Below are 7,808 nucleotides of genomic sequence, written 5' to 3'. Positions count from 1 at the left end.
ATCCCGGTGGTGAAAGCGGGAAGCACAAGCACCTGGCGATGCAGCCAGGTCAGGATCGCCGTCGCGGCCATGAACACGACCAACAAGCTGTCAAAGCCCAACCACGTCAACGGCCAGTCGCGGACGGTGTAGTTCTGAGGCAACGTAAAGCCGAGGTAGACAATCCAAGGGATCATGAACACCGCGCCGCCAGTCATCAGCCCCAGATGTGCTTGTGTTAGCTTCGCTGCGAAGCCTTTTGGCCTCAGATCCGCCATGGGCCGCTCGAGCCGCTGAATTAGCTCACGCCGCTGCGCGGCTGTCAGCGCGGTGATCTGCGCATCCGAGAGAACGTTCTTTGTCATCGTCGGCACACCCTCAGGTTCTTACCAGGTCACGTTCAATTGGCGGACGTTCGACGCGGCGGCCATGGCGATGCGTATCGAAGTCTCGCGTGTAACACCGCCCACGTGCGGGGAGAGCGCGACATTCGGCGCGTGCAGCAACCGTAACGCGGCCATCGGCGGTTCCGGATCGAAGACATCGATGCCGGCCCCGGCGATCCGGCCTGCTTCTAGCGCGTCGGCGAGTGCGTCCTGATCGATAATCGCGCCCCTGGCCGTATTGATCATGAATGCAGTGGGCTTGACGAGCGCAAGGCGCTCGGCGTCGATCAGGTGCCGCGTCGCGTCGGTGAGCGGTGCGAGCACGAGGATGTAGTCGCTCGTGCGCAGCAGCTCGTCGAGCTCGACACGGCGGGCCCCTAGCCGGTCGGCGACCTCGGTCAAGGTATCCAACGGGTCGGTGTAGACGATGTCCATGTCGAAGGCGGCCCCGCGCCGCGCGACTTTCTGGCCGATGTGGCCGAGCCCGATGATTCCTAGCGTTTTGCCGTGCAGTTCGGTGATGGAGCGCAGCAGCCTGGGCAGGGCCCAGTCCGCCTCCGTCAGGGCGATGTGCGCGGGAATCAGCTGCTTGGCAAGGGCCAGCATCAGCGCGAAGGTCTGCTCAGCGACGTCCTGTCGTTCGGCATCGCTTGACCCGATGTTGCACACGATCCTGCGGCTGCGGGCGGCTGCGAGGTCCACGTAATCGAATCCGTGGCTGGCACACTGGATGAGCTCCAAATCACGAGCCGCGGCGATGTGTTCAGCCGGAACGCGCCCGAGGCCGGTCAAGACGACACGGGCCCGGCCCAGCGCCGCTGCGTCCTCGTCGGTGGTTTCCACGACGGTAACCGAGAATCCGGTGCCGAACAGACTGGCGAGCTGTGCGCCCACGGCACGTCCCCCGGCCTCCGCCGGAATGACGGTGAGAACCTGCTTGCCGGGGGCCGAGGTGGTCATCGGCGAAGTCTATCGGCGAGGTAGAGCCCGGCCCTCTGCCTTCGATATCCGATTTACCTTGGCAAGCACGGAGACCCCTGACCATTGCAGACCTCAAGGCAGACCATCGACTAGATGCCGATGGAACTGCATCGGATCCAGACCTGCCAACTCTTCGACACACGAAAAACCACAGATAACATCAATATCGGCAGGCGGCCACTACCAGACTTCGGCCAAATTAGACGGGCCGCGGGTTGCGGCAATGACGGCAACCAAGCGCCTAGGTACGGTTGCAGAAGCCGACAATCGGCAGTTCTACGGTGGTCAGGTCACCGTAAGTGCACCCAGCTCGGTGGCCTGGTCGATAACAGCGCAGATCATCAGCGGCTGCGGTGTACGACCCTCGGCGAACGGCTCCGACGGTCTGGATGACGAATTGGCCTGAGCGATCCGGCGAGTACCGCACAACCAAGGAGGTGGCAAACCGTGCGGTGGTCGGGTACGCCGAGGACGGTATGCACCTTTTTCCTGATCCACATCCCCCTTGGGGGCCGGCATTCGGATCCATTGCCGAACAACCGGTCTCGTTGCCACCAGTGTCTGAATCATGCGGCTTTGTTCGGCGCTGCACCAAACACCTGCTTGTGCATGGCGGTGCGATCCTTGGTCTGCCACCCCATTTGAGCACCTACCAAAACCGACGTCGTCAGGTGACTTGCTCGATTACCACCGATAAATAGGATCGCTGATAGGCCGCCGCTCTTGCTGTGTCTGTCTTGGCCTTCACCAGCACGCATGCGGGGGCCGCGGGCATCAATTATCTCGTCAGCGGTGTGTGATCTCGCCGGACCGTGCCTGCGATGTTGTCACTGCGCGGGATGCGTTCATGCGGCTGCGGACTATGTTTTCGACGAGGATCGGGATAAAAGCTTGGATCGGCGCGTCGACGAATTGTTGAGCGGCCGCCTCGCACCACCGCGCGATCTCATCGGCGCGGTGTCCTTTTCGAGAATTCCTGGTGTGTTGGCTCTTTCGCTGCCTTGGTCCACTTTGCCTGATTCGTGTGTAGCCACATCGCTCACATCGCCTCGGTGGAGTGAGGTCTAGCTCTCTGCACGTGTTCATCAGGCAGCCGCGCAACGTGAGTTCTAGTTCCCACCTTCGACCGAACCTTGGGTAGCCGGGTTAAGCGGTGGTATGGACGGTCGGTTCGGGTGTATGCGGCTTCCAGCCGGTGGGACACCATTTCGTCGCAGATGACGCCCGCGCGGCATGAATTCCAGTGTCAGCATGACGAATAGCGCCGGCAGCAGGTGATGCATGGACAGCAGCACGTAGCGTCGTCCGTTGAGCGAATGATACTTTCGCAAGTAGCGGTATAGCGATTCCAGTCGGATGAGCGGGTCACCGAGGTGGATCAACACGAAGAATACCGTTTGCATCGCCCCACGGTGGGTTGCTTGAAAGATCTCTGGGAATGCTGCAAAGGCCAACGAGAGCCGGCGCGCGCCATGGACTTTCGACCAGGCGATCATATCGACGCTAAGACGCTCATCCACACCGTTCGGAGCGCCCAGGTGCCGCCACGGAACATCTAGCGAAACATCATTGCCGCCACGACCTGGGTCCGCGGTTATATGCATGCTTTTGCCATCCAACCTAGAGCCGTATGGCCCTAGGGGCTCATGTAACGTTAGGCACATCGTTGAGGGTGTGAGCAACCAAGGCTATGACGGCAGACTGGGCTTGGAGCAGCCCGCCGCGGGCGCTCAGCGATTAGACAGTGTTGAGGCGATACGGTTGCTGGCCAGCGTCAGCTATGGGCGCGTCGTCTTCACTCTCAACGCGCTTCCGGCGATCCGCCCAGTCAATCATCTGCTGGACGAAGGCCGGATAATCATTCGCACCCGCCTGACAGCGTCGATCTCCGCTGCCGTGCGATCCGGTGAAGGCATCGTCGTCGCCTACGAAGCCGACAGCATCGACCCCCAGACTCGGACGGGCTGGAGCGTCGTCGTCACCGGACACGCACACACCATCACCGATCCCGATGAAGTCTCGCGCTACGAGCAACTACTCCATCCGTGGGTCAACCACGCCGACACCGCCATCGAACCTGAGATCATCACCGGCTTCCGCATCGTCTCCACGGAGACGTAAAAGCCAGTGGGCACCAAACTGACCCACTACCCGGCCTCGATCCGTCTGACGTCGAAAGGCACCAGCGTCTCGTCACGGCGCCGAACCTTTGCCGCCACCCAGCCATGGACGCCGATTTCATCGCCTTATCCCAAAGCGCCTACTTGCTCTTATAGTGGGAGATGGCCGACTGCACGGCTCCGAACCGACGTTGTGCACGCTCGTCGGCGTCCGCCTGTCCAAGACGGGGATCGTCTTTGGGCTCGACCGCGCCACGAGCGATCGCCGATCACGGCACTCCCCCCGGGGTTGCGGCGCATTCCCGGGCCCGTGGACGGGATTCGAACCGCCCTGTCTTTTCAACGAGCCGGATGCGGTACAGCGTCGCGTGTGGCGCGCTGGTGTGTTCGGATGTGCTTGGCATTTCGCAGGCCGCAGTATGGGCATCAGCCGGTCGACGAGGACACACCGGTGATCGTCGTGCGGCGCAACGGAGGCGGATTCAGCACACCCATCAGCCGGTGAGGTCTTCTCGACCGGTTCTGCTGTGGCGTGAGCGAACTCGCCGCCTTCTGGTCGCCAGATGCTGTCCGTGACAGATGCACCGACCGTGGCTGGTACTCGAAGGGCGCGGAACCCCGGTTGTAGCTGTGATCGCCGAGCAACCTGTCCCACGGCCAGGCTGCCCTGCCGACAGCGTTCCGTCGAGGCCTCTGGGCACAGTTCTAGGTGATGTGTCCGCGACAGGCGATGGCGACCAGAGCATCGGGCAAACTCCGACCTATCAGCGGTCAAAGAACCCTGCGTCGGTGCGACCGTCTTCTGACTTCATCCCACTAATCCCTTGCGGTGTCTATGCTGTCGTGCAAGCGATCTCGATGGTTGCGTCGTATCACTTTCAGCGTCGGTGGGATCAACGTATTTGCTCGTTGTGGGTGATCCTGCTTTGCGGGGCCGTGAGTCGGGCGCGTGCCCGCTCGTCGGCTTCCTCTTGTTCTTCTTGTTCTTCTGGAGTTACCACGATGGCGTCCGAGCCAGGAATAACCGTGGTCTCGTAGTCGGCGTGGAGCCAGCGCACCACATAGGGCGGCGAGCCGTCTTTCGAGTGGACCTCGGTGATGAGTCCGCGCTGATCGTGCCGCTCAGTGGTGGTGCCTTTGATCACTAACCAGTCCCCGACTTTGGCCTTCATGTTTACTCCTTCGCGTCGAGCCCATCATCCACGCGCTCGCCCTCACACAGGCAGGGCAGTAGGTCACCGTGATATGGCCGAAAGTCCATGACTGTGCCAGCTGGAACGGGCCGCCGAACACTGGGAAGCGCGACAGGGCGAACTACCCGCGGCAGACTCGGCTGAGTGGCGGCACGTATCCGAGCCCGCGCACCGGCCCAGCTACTTTCCCCGTTCGCCGGATGAACGGCGTGTCATCCGGCGCAAGTCGTTCGCTATGGCGCCCTGCACGGTCGACGAGGCCGCCCTCGAAATGGACTGCTCGACTATGACTTCCACCTGTTCACCGAGAAAGGTACGGGCAGCGCCGGTGTCGTCTACCGTGGCGGCCCCAACGGGGCTATCGCCTAGCGCTTGTAGCACTGGCTTCAGCGGATCAGCTGAGCCCGTTCGATGGAAGTGGCCTGGTTTGCCTGAGTTCAGCGCGGTCATTCGGGTTCAACCACTATGTACACGCGCTTGAGCAGTCGCGGCTGCTTTATGTTCACGCTCTCGTCCTTAGAAAGGCGCTTATAAAACCGTCGGGCGTCAGCTTCGTCCGTTGGACCAAACGCGACGCTCTCCCACTGGCCGTCACCCAGCTGGAATTGATACCGCACGTAGTATTCGTCAGAACCTTCGCTCACGTTGCTGCTGCCTTCCTCCCAACCGCATTATGGACCTGTTTGCGAGGGCTTCGAGCCGCTATCACTCCGACCTGGATCGTGTGACCATTCGTCGCTTTCCGGTGAACACGACACTGACCGCGGTGAGTGGGGACCAAATGCCCTCGGGCCGGGGCTTTCGACTCTGCCGACGCACGTCGGCATTTTGTACCGTTGGCGCGCGCCAAAAGACCTGCGCAACGCGAACATATTCGTCTCATGGCGTCTGGCTCGTGTCGGAATGCCTCGCAACGGGTCGAAGAAAAACAGGAGGCCCAAATATGCAACCAGAACGCTTCGAATCACTGGTGAGCGTGCGTGGTCCGTTCGTGTCGATCTACATCGACGACTCGCGTAATACCGCGGACGCCGAGGCCCAGCTGGACGCGAGGTGGCGCGATGTTCGAAGACATCTCGCGGACCGAGGCGTGGACGAGGACCTCATTGTCACGCTCGAGCGCGCCGTCCTGCACAGCGAACCGGCCGTTGGTCGACAGGGCCGCGGGGTGATCGCCACCGGCGACCAAGTGTTGGTCAACGAGCATCTCGTCGGCCCACCGTCGGCCACGGTGCTTCGCGTGTCAGATTACCCGTACATCGTGCCCCTAGTGGAGCTCGGCATGTGGCGCCCGACATACGTATTTGCCGCCGTAGACCACGCCGGCGCCGATATCACCCTGCACCAGGGCCACATGGTCCGGTCGGAGACCGTCGACGGCGGCGGTTATCCCGTGAACAAGCCAGCCAGCGCCGGGTGGAACGGCTACGGCGACTTCCAGCACTCGACCGAAGAAGCCATCCGCATGAACGAGCGCGCAGTCGACGACCGCCTCACCGAGCTGGTGGACAAAACGGGTGCTGAAGTGGTGTTCGTGTGCGGCGAGGTCCGCGGGCGCACCGATGTGGTTTCGGCGCTGCCGGAACGCGTGGCGGCGCGGGTGTGCCAACTGCACGCCGGAGCACTGGGCAGGCGCATCGGCGAGGACGAGATTAGCGACCTGATCGATGTGGAGTTCGAGCGGCGCCGACGCACCGAAATCGCGGATATCGCCCAGCGGCTCCAAACCGAGATCGGACGCCGATCCGGGCTGGCCGCCGAAGGGCTGACAGCGGTGTGCGCGGCGCTGCGGGCCGGCGACGTCGACACGCTGATCGTCGGTGAGCTCGGCGACGCCACGCTCGTCACGGGCGAAGAGCTCACCACCATCGCACCCGACGCCGATGCGCTCTCCGAACTGGGGGAAGCGCCGGTTCGGGTGGTGAGGGCCGATGAGGCGCTGCCGTTCGTCGCGATCACGATTCGCGCATCGGTGGTCCGGGTCGACGAGCGCATCGCACCCGCCGATGGGATCGGCGCCCTGCTGCGATACACCCCAACCGGCGTGCTCGGCGACCGTGGAGCACCAAGCCGATCGGTCGCCCCTTAGCAGCTCTGGTTGGTATCAGCTGCAGAACCGACCAGCGTGCCAGGCCGACGCGGCTGGCTACCGCCCTGCTCGGCGACGCAAGGTGCGGACAATAATGGCCGAGATAGTAAGGCCAGGGAAGTGAGGAGCATATGGTCGCCGACCCGCAGTGCGCCCGCTGCAAACAGCCCATCGAACCTGGATGGCTCTATGTGACTGCGCATCGCCGCGGCCAAGCCGCGACAGCCGAAGACGGCGCAGTATTCATTCATGTGCCCGGCGAATGCCCCCGGCGCGGGGAGCACGTTCCGAAGAGCTAGCTGAGCGGGGGAGCTGTCGCACTGCGGCGGCCCCCTTTACCTGCGACGCCACAAATTTTATTCAATTGACCGAGCCTGCCAGCATGTTGGTCAATTAATCTGTCGCAGAATGCGGGCGGTCGACGCTCAAGGTGGGCAAAAGCTTTGTATCCGGTGTCGTGGCGGCTGATCGGGCGCATGCATACTCGCACCGCCCGGCGATGTGGTGCAGATCTTCGCCGGGTAACGATGTGGTGGCCACCCATGTGCGCCGGTTCGCGGCTGTCAAGTGCGGTCGACATCGTCATGCGCTGACTCGCTGATCGAGCTGCCGACGTGGTTGTGTTGCGGTTCAATGGGTTTGACCCCGCATCGTCATTGGCTGCTAGGAACCATTCGGGACATCTCCTGGTCGAGCCGCTCGTTGCCGAACCGAATTGCCCTGCAACGAAGTTCGTCACTGCACTATGTCGGTGCTGTCGATTTCGTTGGCGGGCAGTGACTTCGGTGCGAACGATGGCAGTACGTACCCGCCTCGCCGTATTTCAATGGGATCGCCGTGCGCTGCCCACACGGCTGGTAGCGGCCCGCTGCGGTCGAGGATCTTCGTCAACTGGCTCGGCGGCGCCCCGGCGTGTATGTGCAACACCATGACCGCATGGCCGAGATCGCGTCGCAGAGCAGCAGCGAGTCGGACAAGCGCCTTCACCCCTCCTGCCGAGGCGCCGACTGCCACCACACGCTGTTGCGCGCCGACATCCATGGCCGCCACAGTGTCAACC

7 protein-coding genes and 3 pseudogenes are annotated in these 7,808 nt (G+C 62.6%); 4 read left to right on the top strand and 6 right to left on the bottom strand.

Features of this window, described 5'->3' with window-relative positions:
• Both VKI00_RS15355 and VKI00_RS15350 read right to left on the bottom strand, forming a co-directional pair.
• Nucleotides 1–344 (bottom strand): annotated as a pseudogene (locus VKI00_RS15355) (hypothetical protein); the annotation flags it as partial.
• A gap of 21 nt (nucleotides 345–365) precedes the next feature.
• The gene (locus tag VKI00_RS15350; RefSeq protein WP_324438759.1) at nucleotides 366–1,325 is read right to left on the bottom strand and encodes a 2-hydroxyacid dehydrogenase; all 960 of its coding nucleotides are present in this window, start codon (nucleotides 1,323–1,325) and stop codon (nucleotides 366–368) included.
• 244 nt (nucleotides 1,326–1,569) lie between these two features.
• On the opposite strand from VKI00_RS15350, the gene VKI00_RS15345 reads away from it, so the two are divergent.
• Entirely contained in the window at nucleotides 1,570–1,752 is a 183-nt protein-coding gene (locus VKI00_RS15345; protein ID WP_324438757.1) for a hypothetical protein, read from the top strand.
• Nucleotides 1,753–2,132: 380 nt separating this feature from the next.
• Here VKI00_RS15345 and VKI00_RS33805 read toward each other — a convergent pair whose 3' ends face one another.
• On the bottom strand, nucleotides 2,133–2,432 hold the full coding sequence (locus tag VKI00_RS33805; RefSeq protein WP_414687205.1) for a three-helix bundle dimerization domain-containing protein: 300 nt from the start codon (nucleotides 2,430–2,432) through the stop codon (nucleotides 2,133–2,135).
• 23 nt (nucleotides 2,433–2,455) lie between these two features.
• Nucleotides 2,456–2,956, bottom strand: a pseudogene (locus VKI00_RS15340) (phosphatidylglycerol lysyltransferase domain-containing protein); the annotation flags it as partial.
• A 91-nt stretch (nucleotides 2,957–3,047) separates the two neighbouring features.
• On the opposite strand from VKI00_RS15340, the gene VKI00_RS15335 reads away from it, so the two are divergent.
• On the top strand, nucleotides 3,048–3,467 hold the full coding sequence (locus VKI00_RS15335; protein WP_324438761.1) for a pyridoxamine 5'-phosphate oxidase family protein: 420 nt from the start codon (nucleotides 3,048–3,050) through the stop codon (nucleotides 3,465–3,467).
• An 892-nt stretch (nucleotides 3,468–4,359) separates the two neighbouring features.
• Here the strand turns inward: VKI00_RS15335 and VKI00_RS15330 are convergent.
• Nucleotides 4,360–4,638 (bottom strand): DUF1918 domain-containing protein, encoded by a 279-nt coding sequence (locus VKI00_RS15330; RefSeq protein WP_324438755.1) that lies wholly within the window; start codon nucleotides 4,636–4,638, stop codon nucleotides 4,360–4,362.
• Between the two features lie 97 nt (nucleotides 4,639–4,735).
• Here VKI00_RS15330 and VKI00_RS15325 point away from each other — a divergent pair.
• Together VKI00_RS15325 and VKI00_RS15320 are read left to right on the top strand one after the other, a co-directional pair.
• Nucleotides 4,736–5,072: pseudogene (locus VKI00_RS15325) on the top strand (sigma 54 modulation/S30EA ribosomal C-terminal domain-containing protein); the annotation flags it as partial.
• 530 nt (nucleotides 5,073–5,602) lie between these two features.
• Nucleotides 5,603–6,748 carry a hypothetical protein gene (locus VKI00_RS15320; protein WP_324438753.1) on the top strand — a complete coding sequence of 382 codons (1,146 nt, stop codon included), beginning with the start codon at nucleotides 5,603–5,605 and terminating at the stop codon, nucleotides 6,746–6,748.
• A 735-nt stretch (nucleotides 6,749–7,483) separates the two neighbouring features.
• On the opposite strand, the gene VKI00_RS15315 is transcribed toward VKI00_RS15320, so the two are convergent.
• Nucleotides 7,484–7,808: chemotaxis protein CheB (locus VKI00_RS15315; RefSeq protein ID WP_414687204.1), on the bottom strand; the 325-nt coding region annotated here is incomplete at its 5' end.

Source organism: Mycobacterium sp. (assembly GCF_035314665.1).
Lineage (GTDB): Bacteria > Actinomycetota > Actinomycetes > Mycobacteriales > Mycobacteriaceae > Mycobacterium.
This window is presented reverse-complemented; position numbering and strand designations above follow the sequence as displayed.

Excerpts from the sequence above, each read along its gene's own strand:
- VKI00_RS15350 (WP_324438759.1), bottom strand. The coding sequence starts at position 1,325 with ATGACCACCTCGGCCCCCGGCAAGCAGGTTCTCACCGTCATTCCGGCG.
- VKI00_RS33805 (WP_414687205.1), bottom strand. The coding sequence starts at position 2,432 with ATGAACACGTGCAGAGAGCTAGACCTCACTCCACCGAGGCGATGTGAG.
- VKI00_RS15330 (WP_324438755.1), bottom strand. The coding sequence starts at position 4,638 with ATGAAGGCCAAAGTCGGGGACTGGTTAGTGATCAAAGGCACCACCACT.
- VKI00_RS15345 (WP_324438757.1), top strand. The coding sequence starts at position 1,570 with ATGACGGCAACCAAGCGCCTAGGTACGGTTGCAGAAGCCGACAATCGG.
- VKI00_RS15320 (WP_324438753.1), top strand. The coding sequence starts at position 5,603 with ATGCAACCAGAACGCTTCGAATCACTGGTGAGCGTGCGTGGTCCGTTC.